The following is a 21,939-nucleotide window of genomic DNA, read 5'->3' as shown; positions in this document are numbered from 1 at the left end:
TGGTGAGGGCTCACGGTGGCCTGCCGCGGTGGTACTGGTTCGGGCCCGATGACGACGCAATCATCGACGTTCACAAGGGCATCAACGGCCAGCTGTCTGGACCGATTGCCAAAGGGCTACCAGCCAGGGCCATCAGTGTGACCTGAACCGGAAACCACCCAGTTAGACACCGGCCCGGAACGATGCCGGCGCTACACGGTCTCCGCTTCCGATTCACGTGGCAAGGTCCCGCCCGCCTCGGTGCCTTGGCTGCGCCCGTTCAAGCTCTCGAACCAGGAAGGACTGTTGTGCCTGTTGCTCGGAGGCTTGCGCTCCTGCTGCTGATCCCGTTGGTGGCGACTCTGGTTTTCGCCTCGTGGGGTGTGGCATCGACGAGCCGTCAGGCGCGCGGTGCCGACCGCCTGCAGTCGCTGGTGGCCGTGTCGGCCGCAGTGGGTGAGGTCCTGCACGAACTCGACCGGGAGCGCCAGGTCGCCGGCGGGCTGGTCCTTGACCCGGCGGGTGGCCTCAACGGTTATCTCGAGCAGGCCGCGACATCCGACCGGGCGGTCGACGCCTACCGGCAGCGCCGTGGTGAGCTCGATGCCTCGGATTCGGTAAGTCGGCTGGTGGGGCCGTTCGACGAGCAGCTGCGGTTGCTTCCGGTGTTCCGGGAGCAGGTCAAGGCACGGTCAGCGTCGCTGACGGCGGTGCTGGTGCGGTATCGGGCGGTGGTCGCGCAGGGGCTGGCGGTACGGGAGACCGTGGGCCAGGTCGGCGGCGCGGACGGTGCGGTGGCCGACCAGTTGCGGGTGGCCGCGGCGTTGTCACAGGCCGGGCAGTACGCGGGCATCCAACAGGCAGCCGTAGCCGCCAACAACGGCGCCGTGGTATCGCAGGCGGTGCAGCGGGAGCTGGCAGCGACCCGTGCCGGGTATGACGAGGCGTTGCTGGCGGTATCGCAGCGGTCGCCGGCGCGGTGGCGGTCGTGGCTGGACCAGGCGCTGTCCGGGCCGCAGGTCCTCGCGGCGCAGCGTCTCGACGACGAGGTTGCCCGCACTCAAGTGGGTCAGCGGTTGCGGGTGAACGCGTCCCGGTGGGCCACGCTCAGCAATGAGCGGCGCGATCGGCTGTATGACGTGCAGACCCGCGTCGACGCGGACATCGCCGCCGAGGCGGGGCGTCAACGCCGACAGCAGTGGGTCACCACGGGCGTGCTGTCGGCGGTCGCCGTGGCGATGACCATGGTCGCGGCGGCGCTGGCGTGGCGACAGGGTCGGGCGTTGGCGTGGCGGCTGCGGCGAGTCCGTGACGCGGTCACCCGTGTCGCTGAGCGGGACCTGCCGGACCTGGTCCGTCGCGTCGACGCGGCGGACCCTGCCGACCCGGCGTCGGTTCCGCCGCCGCCTGCCGCGCTGGCACCCGGTTCGGCGCGGGACGAGGTGGACGAGGTGGCCGCCGCGTTCGACACGCTGGCGTTGAACACGTACCGCATCTCGACGGATCTGGCGCGGCAGCGGCGGGTGGCCGCCGGTGCGGTGGAGGCGGTGGGGCGGCGGTGTCAGGGGATGACGCACCGGCTGCTGCGCGAGTTGGACATGGCCGAGCGGGACGAGAAGGACGCCGCGACCCTGGCGACGTTCTTCGCGGTGGACAGTCTCGCCGCGCAGTTGCTGCACGCCACGCAGAGCCTGTTGGTGCTGTCAGGTCGGTCGTTGGGGACGGTGCATCCGCAGCCGGCGGAACTGGTGACGGTGGCGCAGGCGGCGCAGGGCCGGATCCAGGAGTACCGGCGGGTGCTGCTCGGGATAATCGACGAGCGGGTTCTGGTGCCACCACCGATGATCGACGACCTGGTGCACCTGTTGGCGTCGCTGCTGGACAACGCGACCCGCTACAGCCCGGGCGACGCCCTGGTCACCGGGCACCTGCTGGGCAACCGGGCGATCATCCAGGTCACCGACACCGGCCCCGGCATCAAGCCGGACCTGCTGGCCAGGCTCAACGCCGAGCTGGCCGAGCCCGCGCCGATGATCGAGGTGGAGCACATCCGGCGCCAAGGCCTGGCCACCGTCGCGCTGCTAGCCGCAGCGCATGGGCTGCGCGTGCGACTGCTGCCGGGACAGCCGCACGGCACGGTCGCGGAAATCGAGATCCCCGCTGACAAGCTCCTGATCAGCATTCCCGAGCCGGCCGCGCTGCCCACCGGCCCTATCGCCGGCCGGCGTGCTCCCGGCGGCACGCCGGCGTCCACCCTTACCCTGCCCGCGCCCACGACGGTGCCAGCCCGGCGCGGCGCTTCGACCGCACTGCCCGCCCGACGCCGGCCGCCCGCCCCGAGCACGACCGATGGCCCTACTCAGGCGCTGCCGGTGATCCCGGTGCCGCGGCGGGCGACTGAGTCGGAGCCGACGCCGGCCTACGACGAGACAGCCCGACACCTGCCGCCACCAGCGTGGTTCGTCGAGGGAGCCACGGTGCACATGCCCTCCACTCCTGCGCGCGGGCTGCCCGGACAGGACACCACCACGGCCAACGGCCTGCCAAAGCGACAGCCCAAGGCCACATTCACACCCCCGCCCCCGCCCGCTGCCGACGCGCCGGTCCGCTCGATGGGTGGCCTGGCCAGTACGGCGGGGGCCTACCAGCGCGGCCTCGACCGCCGCTTTCCCAGTCGAAGGGCCAGTCATGAGTGATCTGAGTTACCTGCTGAACAACAACCTCGTCGCCCGCGTACCGGGGATCAGCCAAGCCGTGGCGGTGTCAGCCGATGGGCTGCTGCTGGCTTGGACCGATGGGCTCAACCGGGAAGCCGCCGAACGCCTCGCCGCGGTGGCGGCCGGAATGAACAGCCTGCTCAACGGTGCCGCCCGCGACCTGTCCGCGGGCGGGGTGCGGGGCAACCTGACTGAGCTGGCTCACGGGTTCCTGATCCTGGTTGCGGTGAGCACCGGCGCGTCGCTGCTCACCCTGGCCACCCGCGATGCCGACCTCGCGTTCGTCACCGAAGAGCTCGGTCGTTTCGCCGACCAGGTCGGTGACCAACTCACTCCTGCTTTCGCGGGTGCCCTCGCCGTGATGGGAGCCGGCCGGCGATGAGCACACGCGCCATCGCGGCCCGCCCGCCTGCGGGCGCGCCGCCGAACTTGAAGATCGTGCTGACCGGGCCGTTCGGCGTCGGGAAGACCACCCTCGTCGGGGCGGTGTCCGACATCGCGCCGCTGACCACCGAGGCCGCCATGTCGCCCGGCAACGCCGACGACACTTCCTTTACCCCGGCCAAGACCACCACCACGGTGGCGATGGACTTCGGTCGTCTCGAGGTCGACGGTGTGACTCTCTACGTCTACGGCACCCCGGGGCAGCACCGCTTCTGGTTCATGTGGGACGCCATCGTCCGTGGCGCCGCCGGCTCGGTGGTCCTCGTCGACACCCGCCGGCTGCAGGACTCGTTTCGGCACCTCGACTACGTCGACCACGTCCGGCTGCCCTACGTCGTCGCGGTCAACCAGTTCCCCGGCGCCCGTTCCTATCCCGTTTCCGCCATTCGTGAAGCCCTCGCCCTGACTGCGGACGTGCCGATCGTCGGCATCGACGCCCGCGACCGCGACAGCGTCCGCCGGCTGCTGATCGCCCTCGTCGAGCACGTTCTCACCCGCGCCACGCCCCGCTCGATGGCCACGCAGTCCTGACCCCACGGAACCCACCTGTCACCCCGCACGAAGGAGCGCATTTTCATGTCTGTTCCCCGCCCACGCCCGCGACGCGCACTCGCCGCCCTGACCATGGCCGGTGTCCTGCTGGCGGGTGCCGCGTGCAGCAGCACCGCCACCGACTCCGGCACGGTCCGTGTCGGTCTGCTGGTGTCGCTGTCGGGCACCTACGCCACCGTCGGCGAGGACATGCGACGCGGCTTCCAGCTCTACCTCGACACGCACGACGGCAACCTCGGCGGCCGGAAGATCGACCTGATCGTCGGCGATGAGGGCGACGGTCCCGCCACGGCCGTTCCCGCCGCGCAGAAGCTCCTCGAACGCGACCGGGTCGTCGCCCTGACCGGCCTGGTCGGTGGCGCGACCGTCGACAAGGTGCAGACCCTGACCACCGAGCGGAAGGTTCCTCTGCTCGGGTCGAACGCGAGGCCGGCGTTCGCGCCGGTGGGCGGCAAGGCCCGCGACCTCAGCTACACGTGGCACACCTCGTACAACTCCGACGAGCCGGGCATCGCCATCGCCTCCTACATCAAGGCGCAGGTCGGCGACGGGACGGTGTACGCGATCGGCCCGGACTACCAGGGCGGCTGGGACGAACTACGCGGCTTCACCGAAACCTTCACCCGCCTGGGCGGGAGACTCGCCAACCCGGACGGCAAGACGCTGTTCACCCCATTCCCAGCGACGGAGAACTTCCTGCCGTACCTGAACCAGGCCGCCGAGTCGAAACCGAAAGCCGTCTACACCTTCTACGCCGGCGCCGCCGCAGTCGCGTTCGTCAAGCAGTACGCCCAGTCCGACCTGCGCGACGTTCCCCTCTACGCCGCCGGCTTCCTCACCGAAGGGTCCGTCCTCGCCGCTCAGGGTCCTGCCGCGACCGGGATCCGTAACGTCCTCAACTACAGCCCCACCCTCGGCAACCAGGCCAACCAGGAGTTCGTCGCGGCCTGGTCCGCCGCCGGACACCCGGGCCAGCCGACGACGTTCGCGATGGCCTCCTACGACGCCGCCGCCGTCCTCGACCGGGCGCTGTCCGCCGTCGACGGGCAGGTGAGCGGGGAGAAGCTCAACGCCGCGATCGGGCAGGTCGGGCGGGTCGTGTCGCCTCGCGGGGACTGGCAGTTCGAGCCCACCGAGCACCGGCCGGTGCAGCGCTGGTACCTGCGCGAGGTCAAGCCTGACGGCCCGGTGCTGTCCAACGTCCTGCTGCAGGACCTCACCACCCTGCCCTGACCGAGACATCCACAACGAGAAGGGGGCGCGGTACGCGTGGACGCCTACCTGATACCCGCCGTCGACGGGGTCGCCTACGGGCTGCTCCTGGCGATTGCCGCCGCGGGCTTGACCGTCGCGTTCGGCGCCGGGGGTGTGCTCAACCTCGCGCACGGCACCCTGATCGCCGCCGGCGGCTACGTCGCCGCTGCCACCAGCTCGGGCACCTGGGCCAGCCTCGCCCTCGCCGCCGGCTACGCCACCCTCGTCGGGGCCGCCGGTGGTGGGGTGCTCGCCGCCGCGACCGCCGGCCTGCGCGGCCGTGCGCATCTCGACCAGGCGCTGCTCACCTTCGGTGTCGCGCTCGTCGGCGCGGACCTGCTCACCGCCGCCTACGGTCACGACACCCTGCGACCCCGCCTGCCCGGGGTGCTGGAGACGACCGTGCGGGTTGCCGGGCACCGGTATCCGGTCGACCGGCTCGCCGTGCTCGGTATCGCCGTCGTGGTCGTCGCGGCGGGGTACGTGCTACTGCACCGTACCCGCGCCGGGCGACTCGTCCGGGCCACGGTCGACGACCGGGCCATGGTCGCCGGCATCGGTGTGAACCCCCGCCTGGTGGACGCGGCGGTCTTGGTGGCCGCCGGGGCTCTCGCCGGTCTCGCCGGGGCGTTGACCACCCCGATCCTCGGCGTCGGCCCGCACACCGCCGACACCACCCTGCTGCTGTCCCTGATCATCGTGGTCTGCGGTGGTCTCGGCTCCGTGCCCGGCGCGCTCGCCGCCGCCCTCGCCGTCGGGCTCGTGCAAACCGTCGGCGTGACATCCTTCCCCACGGTTGCCCCGTACCTGCTGATCACCGCCATGGCCGTGGTGCTGCTGGCCCGCCGGACCAGCCTTGCCGGACGGGCCTCGGCATGAGCGGTCAAGGACGCGGCTCGTCGCCGACGGTGGTACAGGCGCTGGTGCGACGCGGACGGCCGTGGGTGACACCTGGTCTGGCTGTCACGGCGGTGGGCGTTGTGGCGTTGTCACCGGATCCGTACCTGCACGCCACCGCAGCTCGGATGCTGCCCCTGGCGGTGTTGGCGGTCAGCGTCGCGGCGGTCACCGGCCACGCGGGCCTGCCCACCCTCGGCCAGGTCGCCCCGTACGCGGCCGGCGCCTACACCACCGCCCGCCTCGCCCTCGCCGGCAGCGACCTCGCCCCGCTGCACCTGCTGGCAGCGGCCGGCGCGGGAGCCCTGACCGCCGCAGTGATCGGGGCGGTGCTGGTCCGCCACCGCGCCACGGTGTTCCTCATGCTCAGCCTCGCCGCCGCGGAACTGACCACGATCACCGCAGCCCAGTGGCGGACGGTCAGCGGCGGCACCGACGGGCTCGCCGGCATCCCCGCCCCCCGCCTGCTGCCCGGCCTGCCGCCACTGCTGGCCGACCGCACGGTACTGCTCTACGCCGCCGCCGTCGCGATCGCCGCAACAGCCGCCGCGATAGCGCTGCTCGGCGGTGACCGACGGACGCTGCTGGCGGCCGTACGCGGCAACGAAGCCCGCGCCACAGCCAGCGGACACCGAGTCACCACCTACCTGTGGGCGGTACACGCCGGCGCAGGCGCGGTGGCCGGCATCGGCGGAGCGCTGCTGATCCACACCCACCGGTGGATCACCCCAGCCGACGTCGGCTTCACCACCGCCGCCCTCGCACTGCTCGCCGTGGTCATCGGCGGCGCCATGTCACTGCCCAGCGCCGCCACCGGCGCGATCGCGGTCCTCACGGTGCGAGACGTAGTCGCCGCCCCGCTGCCCGGCCACGCGCCCCTGCTGCTCGGCGCCCTCTTCATCACCGCGGTGTACCTGCTGCCCGGCGGCCTCACCGCCCTACCCAACCGCCTCGCCCCCCGCCTCCACCCTCGCTCTGCCCACGGCACGGGCCACCCGGCCCCGGCAGACGAGGCGGGCCGATCCACTGTCAGGAGCACGCCGTGAAGACCGTCCACCGCATCGACCCCGACGGGGTGCCCTCGCAGCGCCTACCGAGCGACATCGACCGCGCCCACGGCAACGGCCTGGTCGCCACCGGACTGCGTCACACCTACGGCCGGCTAACCGTCCTCGACCTGGACGCGTTCACGGTCGCCCCCGGAGACCGGCACGCCGTCATCGGCCCCAACGGCGCCGGCAAGTCCACCCTGCTGAACCTGCTCGCGGGCACCACCCGCACCCAGACCGGCACCATCACCTACAACGGGCAGGTCATCACCCGCCGCGGCGCCGCCTGGCGGGCCCGCACGGGCATCGGACGTACCTTCCAACACCCCACCGCCTACCCCGACCTCACGGTCCTCGACTGCGTGCGGATGGGCGGCTGGCACCACCGTCACCATTCCGACCGAACGCCAGGCGAGGTCCTCGACCTTGTCGGCCTCGCCGATTACGCCGGACAGGTGGCCGTCACGCTGTCGCACGGGCACCGCCGCATGCTCGACCTTGCCGTCGCGCTCGCCGGGCAGCCCCGGGTGCTGCTGCTCGACGAACCCGCCGCCGGCCTCACCGACACCGAAACCAGCCACCTCCTCGACATCCTCGGCGGCCTGCCCGGGTGGATGGCAGTCGTGCTCGTCGAGCACCACATGGACGTCGTGGCCGCCCTCGCGGACTGGATCACGGTGCTGCACCACGGCCGCCGCCACACCGACGGCCCCGCCGACACGGTGCGCGCCGATCCGGCCGTCGCCGCCCTCTACCTCGGCAGCGGAGGTGACGATGCTGACGGTCAGTGACCTCACGGCCGGCTACCACCGTGACACACCTGTCCTGCATAACGTCGACCTGGATCTTTACCCTGCCGCGGTGCACGCCGTCATCGGCTCCAACGGCGCCGGGAAGACCACCCTGCTGCACACTCTCGCCGGACACCTACGCCCCACCACCGGATGGGTGTTTCTCGACAGCTACGACGTCACGGGCTGGAGCCCCATCCGGGCCGCCCGTGCCGGCGTCGCCCTCGCCCCGCAGGGTCGCCGCCTGTGGCACTCCCTGACCGTCGCCGAGCACCTCACCGTCACCCAACCGCCGAAACGCCGTGAACCCGGTCTTGCCTGGAGCGCCAGCGACCTGCTGGACCTGTTCCCCGCACTCGCGGCGCGGCTGGGCCATCGCGGCGACCAACTCTCCGGCGGGGAACAGCAGATGCTCACCATCGCCCGCGCCCTGCGCACCGCACCCCGCCTGCTGCTGTGCGACGAGCCCACTGAAGGACTCGCCCCCACCGTGGCCGCACACATCATCCAGGTACTGCGGGAACTTCCCAGCCACGGCGTCCGCGTCCTGGTCGCCCTCCCGCACGCCCGCACCGCGGCAGCCCTCGACGCCACCGTCCAGGTGCTCACCGCCGGACATCTCACCAGCCCAATCGCGGCAACCGGCAGCGAGGCGCACCAGACGTTGCGCGACCACCTCGCCCTGACCTCACCCAGGTGGGCAAACCCGACGGACACCGTACGGTGAACCGCGCCGACGCCACGACGGTGACACCGGCCACGACGCCGACTTCGATCGCACGTCACGGCAACGCGATGGCGCGCTGCGCGACCGCAGCCGTCCTCCTTGCCGCCACCACTGCCACGCCGGTCGGCGCCCTTACCCGGCCGGTCGCTGCCACCAGCACGGGACGGTGCGCGCTGACGGCATCACCTCGGCCCCACCTGCCCGCCCCGGCCACCACCATGCGGCAGACACCAGCCACCCGCGTGTCCTATCCGCAGCCGGCGGGCACTGCCCTGCGCCGGCTGGCGGCGCGCCTGACCTTCAGCCCCTGCGACCACGTCCCGGGCCACTACGACCTCGTCCACCACCACCAGCGCGACACCCAGCCCGCAGACGGCATCGCGGTACGCGACGTGGTGCGGTGGCGCGCCGACGACGGATCCGGCGCCCACCGCGCCACCACCCACCCACCCGGCCTCGCCGCCGCAGCGACAGACTGGTGGTGGCCCGGTTACCTGCCGCCAGAGCTCAGCTTCAGCCGACCCTTCACCCACACCAACCTGCTCCGCTCCGAACTCGGCCTCACCGGCACACCACCTACGAACGCCCGCGAGGTCCTCCGACACCTGGCGTACCTGCTCACCTGGTACAGCCCGCGCCGCGACGCCCGCGCCGCCACTCTCACCGTGCTGGCCAGCCTCGACGGGCTGCTCTACCACCCACACGTGTCCGACGAGGCCGGCCGCCGAGGCATCGGCATCACCACCACGGGCGACAAGCGGCGCGACCTGCTCGTGCTGCACCCACAGACCGCAGAGGTACTCGCCTACGAGTCCGCCATCCGGACGCGATCCGGCTGGCAGCCGCAGGTCTACATCCTCTACCTCACCCACAGCCACACCAGCGGCCGCTGGTGGGAACCAGCCCACCCACCCCCGCCGCACCCCGCAACCGCACGGCGCCTCTACCCGCGACCCCAACAGCACCAGCTACCCACGTCCATCCCGCCCTGCCACACAACGACGACGCAAGGAGCACCCCGATGACGAGAACCACCACGCCGCAGCGCTACCAGTTCCGCAACACCCCCACCCAACTGCACCCCCTGCAGGAGATGCTCGACCCGATCACGCTCGCCGAGCTGGCCCGACTCGGCATCAGCGCGGGACAGCACGCAATGGACGTCGGCGCCGGAGCCGGCTCCATCGCCGCACACCTGTGCGAACTCGTCGGTCGCACCGGCAAGGTCACCGCTGTCGACCTCGACACCACCCTCCTCGCGCCCACCGCCGTCCTCGACGTCTACCAACGCGACCTGCGCACCGACTCCCTGCCCACCCCACCGGGGACCGTGGACGTCATCACCGCCCGCTGCGTTCTGGAGCACCTGCCCAACCGCGAACGCCTGCTCGGACAGATGATCACCGCACTGCGCCCTGGCGGCCGGCTCGTTCTCGGCGACATCGTCTACGCCCGCACCACCGTCCCGCACGCCCCCACCACGAGCGACGCCGATCTGATCGTGCGGGTCGTACACGGCGTCCTCGACACCCTCGCCGAGCGCGGCGTCGACCTGCACTGGGGCAAGAAGACACCAGCACTCCTGCTCGACGCGGGCCTCGAGCAGGTCCACACCCGCTGGGAAGCCCAGACCTGCAACGGCGGCAGCCCAGGCTGCCGCCTGTACGCCGACAACGTCCGACAACTGCGCGAACACCTCCTCAAGACCGACCTCACCACCGCCGACCTCGACCGCTTCGGCGAGCTGATGACCGACCCAACCGTGGTCGTACGCGGCTACGAGTACGCCTCCACCACCGCCCGCAAACCTCACTAACGACTAGCGGACCAGGTGACCGGGCGGCTGGCACCTTACCGGCCTTGTCAGCCGCCTGCCCGCACGGACGTGGCAGTCGCGGCGCCGTTCGGCTGCTACGCCGTTCGGCAGCCGAACGGCCAGACGGGCCGCAGGGGATGGGGCACCACTCGGCTCGTCTCCCGCTCGCACCTGCTTCCACCCGCCCCCACGCTGAGTCGGATAGGCCGCCGAGATCGTTCGAAAGCGGGACCGCGCGCACCTGCTGATCATGGCGTAGAAGTCTCTCTGACCGCTCCGACGATCACCATCCGGGCACGGCGGCCGGCAAAGAACAGGCAGGGCAGCTTCAGACGCTAGAAAGGGCGTCTCCGCGGGGGTTGCGGTAGCGCGCCCAGGTGATTGGGCGATAGCCTGCGTCGCAGCGGACAGGGCCGTTCCGGCGGATCAGCGCCTGGGCGGACATCAACTCGTGCCCGGACGATCGGGTAGCCTGGTGGCGCTGCGGGCCGTTAGCTCAATGGCAGAGCTGAGGACTTTTAATCCTTAGGTTCTGGGTTCGAGTCCCAGGCGGCCCACCACATCTCCAACACAACCAGCGCGTATTGTCCGGCGTTCCGCCGTCCTCTGGTTGCCTGACACGACGAGCCGGGCGCTTATCGGCGGCGATATCCGTGGGGCCAGCGGCTGGCGGCATCGACGCCCCGCCAGCGGCCTACGATTACCGACTTCCTGATCATCATCGGTCGGCTGCGTCGACATCTCATCGACCTTGGGCGTGGGAGGTCGTGTAACCGGGCAGGCCCGCTAATGGAGGCTGTCTGCGATGGCGGCGGGGCGGGAGGCGGTGGCTGCGGTAGGCCGGGGGCGGCTGCCGCAGCCGGCTGCCCGACTCTGCCAGTGGTACGCCTACGCGGCTGGGCGACGGCTTCTGCGGGGGAGGAGTTTGGCGGCGGCTTCGGCTTTGGCGCGTTCGACGTCGAGTTCGGCGATCACGGAGGTGTAGACGTCGGTCATGGCGATGGATGAGTGGCCGAGCAGTTCCTGGATGTCTTTGAGGTCGGCGCCGGCGGCTTTGAGGTAGGTGGCGGCGCAGTGCCGGAGGTCGTGCAGCCGGATCGGGGGTAGTCCGGCGTCGCGGACGAGGGCTTCGAATCGGTCGGTGACGGTGTTTGGGTGCCAGGGCCGCCCGTCGGGTTGGACGAAGAACAGGCCGGTGTCGGGCCATGCGGCGCCGCAGGCGAGTTTCCACTGGGCACGGCGGGTGTGGTGGGCGCGCAGGACAGTATGGGTGACGCTGGCCAGGGCCATGATCCGGTTGCCGGACTCGGACTTGACCTTCTTGATCACGGGCGTGTAGCCGTGGGTGGCGATCTGTTGGGTGACGCTGATCAGGGAGTTGTCGAGGTCGACGGCGGTGTCGGTGAGTCCGACGGCCTCACCGCGGCGCAGACCCCGGTGCAGGATCAGCGTGAACAGCGGGTAGAGGGCGATGTCGTGCTCCTCGGCGTGGTCGAGGAACGCGCCGGCCTGCTGCGGGGTCCACACCATGACGGGGCTGGGCCGCTCACCGGTGTCGCGCCAGCGCTGGACGGCGTTGGCGGTCCACACCCGGGCTTTGGGGCGTGCCCCGGAGGGCAGTTCGATGTGGGCTGCGGGGTTGAAGTCGATGAGCCGGTTGTTGCCGCGGCGGATGGCGTCGTTGAGTGCCTTACGCAGGGTGGCGCGAATGCGGTGCATGCTAGCCGGGCTGGTGGTGCGCTGGCCGCGGACTGTGGCGCGGATCCAGGGCTTGTCGCTTTGTCGGGCGATCTCGATGGCGGTGTTGCGGTCGGCGATGGCGGTGAACATCGCCTCGATGTGCTCCACCCGCAGTTTCACCAGGGGGATGGCGCCGAGGTGCGGGACCAGGTGGGTGCGGATGTGCGACTCGTAGGCCAGCAGGGTGTTGGGTTGGATACTGCGCAGGTTGCGTCGGGACGCCAGCCACGAGTGCAGGTACTCGCCGACGGTCGTCGTGACGGTGGCGGGCAGCCCGGCCCGGACCCGCCGGGCGATGGTGTCGCGGTCCGGTAGCGGGGCGCCGGAGGTGACGGCGAGGAGCATGTCGGCGATCTCTGCCGCGACAGCCGCGTCGTCACCGGCGAGGGCCAGTAGGGCTTTGGCGTGGTCGCGGTCGGTGGTGGCGGCGTCGCGGGTGTCGAAGGTGCTGCGGCGCAGTTGCCGCCGCGGTCGGCCGGGGTGGGTGGGTAGTTCGAGCTGGTAGGCCCACCGGCCGTGGGTGGGACTCCACGCCCCGCCCGAACGGCGTAGCTGGGGGCAGCGGTTGCCGAGTTTGCGGCCGTCGCTGTCGCGGCAGGAGCAGCGTTTGAAGACGGATCCTTCCGCCATGATCAGGTGTTCCCTTCGTTCGGGATGTGCGGCAGCCGGTGGCTGTGGATTCGTTACGGGGTGATCCACGCGTGCCTTACGCCCGGAATCAAGTCGCCGTCGGGTGGTTCGGTCGAGGGCCCGGGGTCGTCGCCGGGCGGTAGGTGCAGGGCGTGGAGGATGGCCGCGACCGGCACCCGGTAGCGGCTGCCGAACCGCAGCACCGCGACCGGGAACTGGCCGCGCTTGGCCAGGTCGTAGGCGACCGACCGGGACAGCCCGAAGATCCGCGCTGCGGTGGTCAGGTCGGTGACCGGACCCAGGGCGCGGATCCGCTCCGCGGTCCATGTGTCGTCTGAGCCGTCCCCAGACGGGCGGGCAGGAGGTACGTGGCTGGAGTGGTGGTGAGGGGTGGTCATCGCGAAGCGGTCCTTCCGGTGATCGAGACAGGCAAGAGGGAACATTCGCCGGGATGGGAGTGGGCGGTGACGCGGCAGGCCAATCCGGCACCGCAGCGGACGCCGGTCGGGGCATCGGCGCGCCACACGGGTGACCGGTGCCGACAGATCGCCCGCGACCGGATCGGTCCGGGTCGGGCCGGAGTGGTACAGGCCGGCGGGTGGAGAGGGTCGTGGTGGTGCAGGCGGTGCTCGCTGATCTGGATGTCGGCCCCGTGCCGCCGCATGCCGTGCGCTGACATCCTTAAAACCCGCGTTTGTGTGCTCTGGCGAACGCCTGTCCCACTCACAGCCGCTCACAGCGACTCACAGGGCTGCCTATCGGCCGCGTCGCCGGGGTACACGCCCGCGCCCAGTCGCTGACCGCCGGAGCCGATGCCGGCCGCTGCGACCTCAGGCGATGACAGGGGTGGGTGTCACGGTTCACGCCGTCCGACACCGTGGCCACGGAAATGTCACCGTGGCGCGGACATGTCAGTCCGTCCATGACAGCGACAGCCTGCTGATGGCACTCGGCTTGGTGGAGGGACACCGTGGCCGTCGGACACGTCGGCGCCACGGTGGACGCGGCCATGGGCTGGGCCGCTGACGTGGCTGTCCGCGTGGCCGCGGTTGGTGTCGCGCTGGTATGGCCAGCGTCGGCGCGAAGGCGTAGATGTGGCCAGCCCACGGCACCGGGTGCCCGTGGCACGTGCCCGCAAGAGTGTCCCAGCCCTGCTCAGTGCCCCTGTCGGACATTCTGTCAACGACTTACATCGATGACGCGGCCAGCGTCCGGACGCCGGTCGGAGCGTGCTGGCCAGCGCCGTGGCCGCTGGCGGGCGGCGTCGCAGACGCGGGTGGCGTGGCCACCTTGAAGTCACGTCGGCGCACTTCGGTATCAATTGACGTCGACGAATGGACAGTGGTTGTTGTCACGCGCCTGTCCGGATACGCGGCCGGTGCCGCCGTCCCTCGCGGCATCTCGGCCATGGCCAGCGTCCGCGTGCGGTCGCGCCGTGTCCATCGAGAAGCCTCGCTGACATCGCGGGTGGCGTGACACACGCGTCCGGTTGCGCCTCGGGGCGGGCGTGTCCTGCCGCCGCGGAAAGGCGTCCGACGTAAGGGCAAACGCCGACACCGTGCCCCGGCGAGCGCGGCAGAGTCACCATGATCGAGATCCGGCGTGGGCCCCGCGGGCGCTGCTGCCACCTCCGAGGCATGCCGGCCTCGTCGCCACCCGACCAAGCCGACTGTGAGCGCCTGTGAGCCGGTGTGAGCCGCTGTGAGCGCCGGCGTCCTGGACGTTCCCCAGATTCCCGTCGTTCACCCGGGTGCGTGGGCCACTCGTCCCCGTAGCTTTGCTCAGAACGCCGACCGAGGTTCCGCCTGGCCGCTGGCCCGCCCGGTGCGAACGAAGCGCTGTGAGTGGTTGTGAGTTCCGCAGGCGTTCGCCAGAGCACACAAATGACGGTTTACACATGGGAGCAGTAGGGGCGGGGTGCGTTGTTCGCCGGTGGCTGCGGCCCGGGGCTGTGGCCGCCTCGATGAGGCGCGCCGCCCGCTCGTTTTGGGTCTTCCGTGACGTCTTCCCCTGGGGTTTCACCGCGCCTTCACCACCGCTCACGACCATCGCACGCTCGTCCAGCGCCGGATGCGGCTGTTAGCGCAGCACGCTGCCGGTGACCGTCCCGCGTCACCGGCGGTGACAGTTCCAGACTCCCTGCACAGCAGGGAGTCTCCTTCCGCTACTCCCCCAGGGAGGCTGCTGACGTTCCACGACGGCGGACACAAGATGGTCCCTCTTGGCGGCCAATGATCAGGCTGAACGTCCCAGCGGACCCGGCCCGATCCCAACCGGGGGCGGGTGCGACCGCCATGACGGCGACGTCCGCCAGACGCCGCCGTGAAGGTGACCAGCGCAAGCCGTTGACTTTCCGTCGCACCAGAGCGACTGTCGAAGACCACCCACACACAGATGATCAGCAACAAATCCCCGCCCGCCCGCAGCTCGGCGTCGCCCGCGTCGCCTCGCCCACCCGCCTCGCGGCCGGTCGGCCGGTTGCCGCCCCCGCCACCACGCTGCCACGGCCGGACCCGGAGTCCTCATCAGGAACTTGGTGATCCTCCCAGCCACGATGAGGTGACCAATGCATCCACCCACGACGGTGCGATGGCCCGCCACGTGCCGAACGCGGACGCCGTCGATGTTGGTCTGGATGACGAAGTCACGGATGAACCACCCGCAGGAATGCAGTCCAACGCCGACCGGCGCGGACAGCAACGTCACGGAGGTTGCCCGCACCACTGACGCCCGAAGCTGCCCCGGGCACTTCGAACGGCCCGGCGCGCCATCGGGGGTCCTGCCCGTCGCCGATCACGTGCCCGAGCGCCCGTCCGCAGCGCGGACAGGCCGGCCTCACGCTCCTCACTCGGACCTGGACAACCGCCTATCGCCGGGCGCCCCGGGCCGGGTGCAGACGATCAGAGCCTGGCCGGCAAACAGGCTGCCCTTTACCTCTTCCCGCCGTTCATCCCGTTGATCAAAAGCCCCGTCGCCCGGCATCGCCCGCGCGGACAGGTGAACCCCGCCACGGTGCGTGCCGTCCGACGACTTCGGGACCGCTACTGTCCGCGTTGGCGGGGCCCCCACCACGGCAGCAGCGGCGGAAGCTCAGCAAACGGTCGCCGCGGCGGTTTCGGCGGCGGCGCCTCGCCGTCGTCGCCGTCCCAACGCCGTCCGTACTGATCGGGCAGGTCACCCCACCCGAAGTACGGCATCGGCTCGCTGGGCAGACCGCCGAGCGTCTCCAGCGGGTCGATGCGGGACTCGGCGACCGTGCACAGGTGCGCCCAGTCGTCACCGAAGTCGAACACGTACGCGAACTGCTCGCCGCCACCCAGGCGACTTAGTTTGGTCCGGTCGCTGTCGATGCTGCCCTCAGGTGCCTCACCGTCCCACAGCTCAAGCGGCGTGATCTGGGTTTGGTCGGCCAGCGTGAACATGTGCATGTGGGCCAAGTCCCAGCGGGCGAACGCCAGGTCGATCGCGTCAGCGAGCTGGGCGAAGGTATGCGACCGGCTCGCCGCGAAGACCCTGCCCGGCCGAGGCCAGAGGTCGATGCCGCGACCGGAGACCAACTCGACCCGCACGGACAGCCAGGTACGCGCCACCGCTCACCCTCCCACCGACAACCGTCGCCACCACCGCCTGAACACTACGAAACGTCACCGGCACCGACTTCGGCCGTGGCCTCTTCCGGGGGCCGGGCTGGCTGATCGGTGGGCGCGCGACCGGCCAGGCTCGGCGGCGCCGGCGACAGGCCGACGTCAGATCGGCCGGTGGCACCCACAAGCGCCACCGACGGCGGGAGCGACCGCATCGTCGCGGGGCGTTGCCAGCCTGACAAGCTCCTTTTGCCGTACCAGCCCGCGCGGCGTTCCGGCGGCAAGCGCCACCGAACCTCGCCTCCGGCGATCCAGGGACTGCCCGAACCGCAGCCACGCTCCCTCCCTACATCAACGACCGGCGGATTCTCTGCTACGCGTACCTCTACGCCGCCAGCCCGGGGTAGCCGCTCAGGCGAGACGACTTGACCTTCCGTCAAAGGCGAGCGTCGATCGTGTCCGTTGTCCGTCCGCCTCTCCGTGCCGGACGACATGACCCATCGACGAAAGGGCTTCCGCCATGCCTCGTGAACGCCTCAGCCTGCTTGCCGTGACCCCCGACGATGTGACCGACCCGCTGCTGTGGCGGCTCGCCCTCGATGTCATCGGCGCGCACCAGCCCGACAACCGCGGCGACTGCCGCAACCTGCAGTGCGCCGGCCAGCGCGGCATGTGCGATGCCGCCCGCACCGCCCGCCGGGCCATGGGCCTGGCCCGCCCCGCGCGGCCAGCCGCTACCCCGGCCCCGACCCCGCGAGCGCATGGGCACGCCGCCGTGGCCGCACCCGCGTCGTCGGTGTTTCGCGGCTGGTTCACCACCTCACCCGCGCGGCTACCGGCGCCCCGCTCCGGCGGCAGGCTCCCCGGCCCTGCCTCTCTGCCGGCCGCAGCCGCATAGACCGAGGCGACGAACGGTCAACGATCGAGTGCCGATCCGCGGTGGCGCGGGCCGACGCGCCGCTGCACACGACATTCTCACCGCTTTGCCGCCGGTATAGCTCGGTCGCCGATACATTGAGGCTATGGCTACACCCAGGCCGATACAGGAGCCCACCTTCCTGATCCTCACCGCTCTCGCGCGGGAGCCCCTGCATGGCTACGGCGTCATCAGCGACGTTGCCGCGCTGTCCGGCGGGCGGCTGGCGCTGCGGCCCGGCACCCTCTACGGCGCACTCGACCGGCTCACCGACGAGGGGCTGGTCGAGCCGGACCGGGAGGAGGTCGTCGAGGGACGACTACGCCGCTACTACCGGCTCACCGGCGCGGGCAGGTCGGTGCTCGCCGCCGAGACCGAACGGTTACGCCGCAACGTCGAGGCCGCCACCCAACGCCTGAAGGCCCGCCCGACAGGCACCCTCCCCGCCGCCGGCACCACGACCCACGGCCCGACCGGCCGTCCGGGGCCGGCGGTCCGGCCCGTGCTTCGCCCGACCGGAGGTCCGGCATGAACCCGCCCAACCCGATCCCGGGACCGGCCGAAACCGGATCGCCGTTGGAACGCCGCTACCGGCGGCTACTTCGCGCCTACCCCCGTCGCTACCAGGCCGAGCGGGGAGGGGAGATCGTCGCAACGTACCTCGACCTGGCCGACCCGAAACGGCGCTGGCCCTCCCCGCACGACGCCCTCGACCTGCTCGGCGCAGGTTTCCGCGAGCGACTGCGCGGATACGGCGCCCTCGGGCTGGCCGACGCCCTCCCGCTCGCCGCGACCGCCGCACTGAACACCCTGATCGCCTTCGCGGTATTCCTGCTCCTCCAGGTCGAACTCAACGATTCCCATGTCACCGGCCTCGACCCGGTCGGACCGTTCCAAACCCTCGGCGCCGTCGCCTGGCTCGGCTGGCTCCTCGTCGGCGTCGCCGCCACGACGCTGCCCGGGCCCTGGGCCCGCCTCGCCGCAGCCGGCGGTCTCCTGCTGACCATCGCCCTGCCACCCGTGGCCGCCCTCACCGGGCAGCCCCGGCCGCCGCTGTTCGTCCTGCTCCCCGCCATCGCGCTCGGCCTGGCCACCCTCGCGCTACCCACCCACCCCAGCGGGGTTGGACGTAGTCTGCCGCTGCTCGCAGCAGGCTTCGGCATACTCGTGTCCGTGGCGTTCGCCGCCGGGGAGCGCGGCGGGAACTGGTTCACCTCATACCGCTCCACCCCGGAAACCCTGGCTATGGCCGGTGGGCTGATGCTCGCACTGAGCCTGATCATCGGACTCGGCCGCGCCCTGCGCGCCGACGACACCGGCCTCTGGGCAACCCTGCTACTCGCCACCCCCGCCGGCCTGTTCGCGGCCGATCAACTCAGCCAGGCGATCGCGGGCAGCCGCGGCGGCGCGCCCACCCCGACAGCCTTCGCCGCCACGACCGGCGCGATTGTCCTCGCCGGCGTGGCGCTGCTGGCAGCCGCTATCGCCGGCCAAGCCGCACGACACCGCACCGTACGCCAACGAGCACTCGACAGCACCTGCCCAACCTGCGGACACCGAACGGACGCGACAGCACGGATGTGACCTCCGGAAGCCCAGATGGGGGACTGCCCCTGCCCGAGCGCTCCGTCCGCACCACCTTGCTAGCCGAGCAGCGTGCGGGCGCGCTGGCTCGGCTTCAACGTCGTGACTTTGAAGGGACAGTTTTTGTCCGTCAGCAGGGTGTACGCGTCGATGGCTCGGGTAGCGGCGTCTTGAGCTTGGTCGGCAGGCTTCACGCCGCGGCCCCGGTTGCGGAACAGGGCGCCGTAGAAAGCGGAACTGAACACGCCGCTTTCGTGCCAGCCGATGATGGAGGAGGTGCCGATGTAGGTGACCTCGCCTTGAAGGCAGTCCCGTACCGCCTTTTGCCATGCGCCGGTGCCGGTCTTGCAGCCGTCCGCGATGATCGCGCCGGTCGAGATGCCCTTGCCAAGGCCCGCCGCGACTTCCCCAAGCTGTTCGAAGGAGATGGTGACCTTGCCGTCCGTGCTGGTGAACGACGGTGTGACGCTGTGGTCACCATGGGCCATGACATGCAGGACATCGCAGGATGAGGTGAAGGCGGAGAGCACGGTGTCGGGATCGCGCGACCGGACGAAGTCGATATCCACGACGGGCTCCTCGCATCCGGCGTTGATGTTCTGCAGTGTTGACTGCACGAACGTCATCGCAGCATCGAACGATGAGTCCAGCCCGATGTCCAGCAAGGTCACTCTTCTCGGCCTCATCCACGGCCCTCCCCTGACTGCGGCGGCAAGAAACGACCTACAAACCGTACGGGCGAAGTGATTGCGGCGTGTTCCCCCAACAGGCTCCGCAGCCTCCGACATACTGCGGTAGTCGATACCGGATCGGCTGAGCAGGCGTGCGCAGGGCCGGTTGATCGGCCTGGAACGGCCACTGATCGCCTGACCGCTGTCCCTCGGCCAGCCCACCCAGGCCGGCCGAGGGACAGGCACTCGCACAAGCTGGCAAAGCCGGCGACGGCGCGAATTCGACCGACCAGGTCGCGACACCAGAACGTGCTTCATAGTGACGCACGGAGTTCCGCCGTGACTACTGGTTGTCGGACCGGTTCGTCTACAACGCGGATGCCGCCCCGGGACATGACGCCGCCGCACCCCGGCGGCCCACCGCCGAGCACGGACGCGGACCTGCTGCGCCATCGATGCAGCACCCTGGTCGACCACGGCGGCGAACAGTGGGTCTGGAGACAGCCACCACACCGAGGCGGCTGTTCCCACCCTCACGACGCCCGAGTGACCGACCCAGGCCGAGTAGGGAGGCACCCGTTCAGGACGTCCCGCAGCCGGCAGGCCCAACAGGCTCCGACTTCCCTCCCGCTGCCTCAGGAGCCTTCTGTAGCCAGTCGCAGTTCGGGGAGGTGTTCGCTGGCGGCGTCGATCACCGTACGGGCGAGGGGCGCCGGGAGGCCGGCCTGCGCCGCCAGGCTCTCCGTCGTCACCCGCTGCTGGCCGAGGAGTTCGACGGCCCGGCCCAGCAGGAAGGGCTGCTCCCGGGGGCCGAGATCGCCCGGTTCGGGGTGGCCCCACTGGGCGAGCAGGCTCATGCCCCGCCGGTAGGTGTGGTCCCGGTACACGCCCAGGTCGTGGCCCCGGTACACGAGCGCTTTCAGGCTGATGCCCCAGCGGCGTTTCAACTCGTGCAGCCGGTCGAAGTCCAGGCGGGCCGGAAGTTCCGCGGCCAACGCCGGGCTGGGGGCGAGGAACTCGGAGGCGAAGGCGGTGGCCTCCCGTTCCAGGATCTGACTGCCGGGCTCGGCGTCGTGGTGCAGCAGCAGGTGACCGAGCTCGTGGGCGGCGTCCATCCGGGAGCGAGCCCGGTCGTTCTTGGCCGGGTTCAGGAAGACGAACGGCCGCTGGCCGTACCAGTGCGAGAAGGCGTCGACCCGCTCCGAGGCGTCCGGCAGGGACAGCACGATCACCCCGTGCGCCTCCAACAGCCGTACCATGTGCGGCACCGGGCCGTCATCGAGCCCGAACTCACGGCGCGCCGCCGCGGCGGCCGCGCGGATGTCCTCGGCCCGCGCCGGTTCCGCCAGGTCGAGCTGGGGCAGCCGCAGCTCGGGCAGCCGCACCTGCCGGCTCAGCACCTCGACCACCCGCCAGGCGACCTCACCGAACGCCTCCGCTTGGTCCCGCTCCGCCTGGCTGGTGGCCCGAAGGCTACGAAAGTGCGCGCGCCCCGGCGACGCGGGAGCGGGAAAGCCAGCGGCGAAGAACTCGACCGGCATCGTCAGCGCCAACGCTAGCCGGGCCAGCACCGCCGTCGACGGACGGGCCTGCCCCAGCTCGTACTGGCTGACCGCCGCCGCCGTGACCCCGATCTGCCGAGCCAGCTCGTTCTTGCGCATCCGCCGCCACCGGCGCGCCAACCCAAGGGCGTGCGGCTCGAACGCCGCGACGGCCGCGCTGGCCGGAACCGACGGACGGGTCCTCCCGGTCACGCCGATCGGCCGGCGGCAGCACCGAGAGTGCGGCCGCCGGTGCGGCCGGGCAGCAGCCTCTCAAGCGGCAGTTCGGGGACCAGCAGCTCATCGTGCCGCTGCCCCGGCACGCCGGTCAGGTCGCCGACGACCGGCAGCGGCGTACCCACTGTCACAGCCTCGCCGAACCACAGCATCACGTCGAACCACGGCGACCCGCCCTCGCGGTTGTCCCGGGGCAGCCCGAGGTACGCCGCCGCCTCCCCGGTCGTGATGTCCCCGGTGTGCGCGACGCGCAGGTGCCGCTTGGGCGGCACCACACCGGCGAAGACCTCCGGGAACTGCTCGTCGTCGTCGAAGGCCAACTGGCCGTCGCGGCTGTTCTCCACCGCGCCGCCCAGCCGGGCCTCGCTGCCCTCCCACCGGATCGACTCGATACCGCCCTGCAACGAGTAGAGCCGCAGCACGTACCCGACGCAGAGAATCTCCAGGGAGTTGTCCTCCAGCCGCACCCGCACCCCGTCGACACCGTCGAACGTCGCCTTGCCCAGGTTGGTCAGGTTGCGCCACACGGTGGTGCCGAAACTCATCGCATCGTCACCGAGCTCCGGCTCGTGCCGGTCCGCAGCCCGCCGGTACACCTGCCGAATCAACCCACCCAGCGGCTCCAGCACACCCCGCTCATCCAGTACCGCCACCGCGTCGTTCAGCAGACCCATGCTAGGAAATCTAGCCGATACGGCAGTTGATGTTGCGGAAATCAAGCGGCCGACACGCCCGCAGCTCTGACCCAACTTACGGTCGCGTGTGCTTGGTAGACCGGGGACGGAGACACCCAACCTCCACCGGTAAGGC

The 21,939-nt window shown here is 71.0% G+C and carries 19 protein-coding genes and 1 tRNA gene; 14 read left to right on the top strand and 6 right to left on the bottom strand.

All coding sequences use genetic code 11. The features are described from left to right. Nucleotides 1-182: 182 nt before the first annotated feature. The 11 genes from ACGFIG_RS10505 (at nucleotide 183) to ACGFIG_RS10455 (ending at nucleotide 10,786) form a co-directional block, all read left to right on the top strand. Nucleotides 183-2,675: a nitrate- and nitrite sensing domain-containing protein gene (locus ACGFIG_RS10505; RefSeq protein ID WP_393001273.1), complete on the top strand. Its 2,493-nt coding sequence runs from the start codon at nucleotides 183-185 to the stop codon at nucleotides 2,673-2,675. Then, nucleotides 2,668-3,078 carry a roadblock/LC7 domain-containing protein gene (locus ACGFIG_RS10500; protein WP_393001271.1) on the top strand — a complete coding sequence of 137 codons (411 nt, stop codon included), beginning with the start codon at nucleotides 2,668-2,670 and terminating at the stop codon, nucleotides 3,076-3,078. Before ACGFIG_RS10505 ends, ACGFIG_RS10500 begins: the two co-directional genes overlap by 8 nt. Beyond that, nucleotides 3,075-3,671, top strand: coding sequence for an ATP/GTP-binding protein (locus ACGFIG_RS10495; RefSeq protein ID WP_393001269.1), 597 nt, complete (start codon nucleotides 3,075-3,077; stop codon nucleotides 3,669-3,671). The genes ACGFIG_RS10500 and ACGFIG_RS10495 overlap by 4 nt, the downstream gene beginning before the upstream one ends. 45 nt (nucleotides 3,672-3,716) lie before the next feature. Then, nucleotides 3,717-4,925 (top strand): ABC transporter substrate-binding protein, encoded by a 1,209-nt coding sequence (locus ACGFIG_RS10490; protein ID WP_393001267.1) that lies wholly within the window; start codon nucleotides 3,717-3,719, stop codon nucleotides 4,923-4,925. Nucleotides 4,926-4,961: 36 nt separating this feature from the next. Further along, nucleotides 4,962-5,825 (top strand): branched-chain amino acid ABC transporter permease, encoded by an 864-nt coding sequence (locus ACGFIG_RS10485; protein WP_393001265.1) that lies wholly within the window; start codon nucleotides 4,962-4,964, stop codon nucleotides 5,823-5,825. 101 nt (nucleotides 5,826-5,926) lie between these two features. Further along, complete coding sequence (locus ACGFIG_RS10480) at nucleotides 5,927-6,889, top strand: branched-chain amino acid ABC transporter permease (protein ID WP_393001263.1); 963 nt, start codon at nucleotides 5,927-5,929, stop codon at nucleotides 6,887-6,889. Further along, entirely contained in the window at nucleotides 6,886-7,683 is a 798-nt protein-coding gene (locus ACGFIG_RS10475) for an ABC transporter ATP-binding protein (RefSeq protein ID WP_393001261.1), read from the top strand. Before ACGFIG_RS10480 ends, ACGFIG_RS10475 begins: the two co-directional genes overlap by 4 nt. Then, nucleotides 7,667-8,410 carry an ABC transporter ATP-binding protein gene (locus ACGFIG_RS10470; RefSeq protein WP_393001259.1) on the top strand — a complete coding sequence of 248 codons (744 nt, stop codon included), beginning with the start codon at nucleotides 7,667-7,669 and terminating at the stop codon, nucleotides 8,408-8,410. Before ACGFIG_RS10475 ends, ACGFIG_RS10470 begins: the two co-directional genes overlap by 17 nt. Nucleotides 8,411-8,652: 242 nt before the next feature. Further along, a complete protein-coding gene (locus ACGFIG_RS10465; RefSeq protein ID WP_393001257.1) occupies nucleotides 8,653-9,435 on the top strand; it encodes a hypothetical protein in 783 nt (260 codons plus the stop codon). Continuing rightward, a complete protein-coding gene (locus ACGFIG_RS10460; RefSeq protein ID WP_393001255.1) occupies nucleotides 9,432-10,226 on the top strand; it encodes a methyltransferase domain-containing protein in 795 nt (264 codons plus the stop codon). Before ACGFIG_RS10465 ends, ACGFIG_RS10460 begins: the two co-directional genes overlap by 4 nt. 485 nt (nucleotides 10,227-10,711) lie before the next feature. After that, nucleotides 10,712-10,786, top strand: a tRNA-Lys gene (locus ACGFIG_RS10455). Nucleotides 10,787-11,114: 328 nt separating this feature from the next. Here ACGFIG_RS10455 and ACGFIG_RS10450 read toward each other — a convergent pair. The 3 genes from ACGFIG_RS10450 to ACGFIG_RS10440 all read right to left on the bottom strand — a co-directional run bounded on the left by ACGFIG_RS10450 (nucleotide 11,115) and on the right by ACGFIG_RS10440 (nucleotide 16,186). Next, complete coding sequence (locus ACGFIG_RS10450; protein WP_393001253.1) at nucleotides 11,115-12,596, bottom strand: tyrosine-type recombinase/integrase; 1,482 nt, start codon at nucleotides 12,594-12,596, stop codon at nucleotides 11,115-11,117. Between the two features lie 53 nt (nucleotides 12,597-12,649). Beyond that, nucleotides 12,650-12,994 carry a helix-turn-helix domain-containing protein gene (locus ACGFIG_RS10445; protein ID WP_393001251.1) on the bottom strand — a complete coding sequence of 115 codons (345 nt, stop codon included), beginning with the start codon at nucleotides 12,992-12,994 and terminating at the stop codon, nucleotides 12,650-12,652. 2,643 nt (nucleotides 12,995-15,637) lie between these two features. Next, the gene (locus tag ACGFIG_RS10440; protein WP_393001249.1) at nucleotides 15,638-16,186 is read right to left on the bottom strand and encodes a hypothetical protein; all 549 of its coding nucleotides are present in this window, start codon (nucleotides 16,184-16,186) and stop codon (nucleotides 15,638-15,640) included. 544 nt (nucleotides 16,187-16,730) lie between these two features. On the opposite strand from ACGFIG_RS10440, the gene ACGFIG_RS10435 reads away from it, so the two are divergent. The 3 genes from ACGFIG_RS10435 (at nucleotide 16,731) to ACGFIG_RS10425 (ending at nucleotide 18,680) form a co-directional block, all read left to right on the top strand. Next, nucleotides 16,731-17,078 (top strand): hypothetical protein, encoded by a 348-nt coding sequence (locus ACGFIG_RS10435; RefSeq protein WP_393001247.1) that lies wholly within the window; start codon nucleotides 16,731-16,733, stop codon nucleotides 17,076-17,078. A 124-nt stretch (nucleotides 17,079-17,202) separates the two neighbouring features. After that, nucleotides 17,203-17,628 carry a PadR family transcriptional regulator gene (locus tag ACGFIG_RS10430; protein WP_393001245.1) on the top strand — a complete coding sequence of 142 codons (426 nt, stop codon included), beginning with the start codon at nucleotides 17,203-17,205 and terminating at the stop codon, nucleotides 17,626-17,628. Continuing rightward, a complete protein-coding gene (locus ACGFIG_RS10425) occupies nucleotides 17,625-18,680 on the top strand; it encodes a GlsB/YeaQ/YmgE family stress response membrane protein (protein ID WP_393001243.1) in 1,056 nt (351 codons plus the stop codon). Before ACGFIG_RS10430 ends, ACGFIG_RS10425 begins: the two co-directional genes overlap by 4 nt. Before the next feature lie 59 nt (nucleotides 18,681-18,739). Here ACGFIG_RS10425 and ACGFIG_RS10420 read toward each other — a convergent pair whose 3' ends face one another. The 3 genes from ACGFIG_RS10420 to ACGFIG_RS10410 all read right to left on the bottom strand — a co-directional run bounded on the left by ACGFIG_RS10420 (nucleotide 18,740) and on the right by ACGFIG_RS10410 (nucleotide 21,803). Then, complete coding sequence (locus ACGFIG_RS10420) at nucleotides 18,740-19,351, bottom strand: hypothetical protein (protein ID WP_393001241.1); 612 nt, start codon at nucleotides 19,349-19,351, stop codon at nucleotides 18,740-18,742. Nucleotides 19,352-19,986: 635 nt separating this feature from the next. Next, nucleotides 19,987-21,105 carry an XRE family transcriptional regulator gene (locus ACGFIG_RS10415; protein ID WP_393001239.1) on the bottom strand — a complete coding sequence of 373 codons (1,119 nt, stop codon included), beginning with the start codon at nucleotides 21,103-21,105 and terminating at the stop codon, nucleotides 19,987-19,989. Further along, nucleotides 21,102-21,803: a hypothetical protein gene (locus ACGFIG_RS10410; RefSeq protein ID WP_393001237.1), complete on the bottom strand. Its 702-nt coding sequence runs from the start codon at nucleotides 21,801-21,803 to the stop codon at nucleotides 21,102-21,104. The genes ACGFIG_RS10415 and ACGFIG_RS10410 overlap by 4 nt, the downstream gene beginning before the upstream one ends. Between the last annotated feature and the right edge of the window lie 136 nt (nucleotides 21,804-21,939).

The organism is Micromonospora sp. NPDC049048 (assembly GCF_043197615.1).
Lineage (GTDB): Bacteria > Actinomycetota > Actinomycetes > Mycobacteriales > Micromonosporaceae > Micromonospora.
The sequence above is the reverse complement of the archived record's forward strand: the minus strand, read 5'-3'. Positions and strand labels throughout refer to the sequence as shown.